Genomic DNA, 246 nt, shown 5'->3' with positions numbered 1-246 from the left:
GCTTACTTCGATCAACTTGATGCCGATGTCGCAACAGAAAGGGAAAGACTTGGAAAAAAGCCTTAGCGCCATCCAAAAAGGCGCCACCTGAAAAAACGATCAAACAAAGCACAACCGATCCTGATAGTGGCTACATGGTGCGAGATCAAAAACCTAAAGGCTTTTTCTATCTCGATCACCGTACTGTTGATAGTAAAGTCAACATCATCACGGATGTGCATGTTACATCGGGAAATGTACATGATG

General features: G+C 43.5%; 1 pseudogene. It reads left to right on the top strand.

What is annotated here, in order from left to right:
* Positions 1 to 246 (top strand): annotated as a pseudogene (locus OA91_RS24670) (IS5/IS1182 family transposase); the annotation flags it as partial.

Source organism: Marinomonas sp. SBI8L, assembly GCF_001624705.1.
Lineage (GTDB): Bacteria > Pseudomonadota > Gammaproteobacteria > Pseudomonadales > Marinomonadaceae > Marinomonas.
The sequence above is the reverse complement of the archived record's forward strand: the minus strand, read 5'-3'. Positions and strand labels throughout refer to the sequence as shown.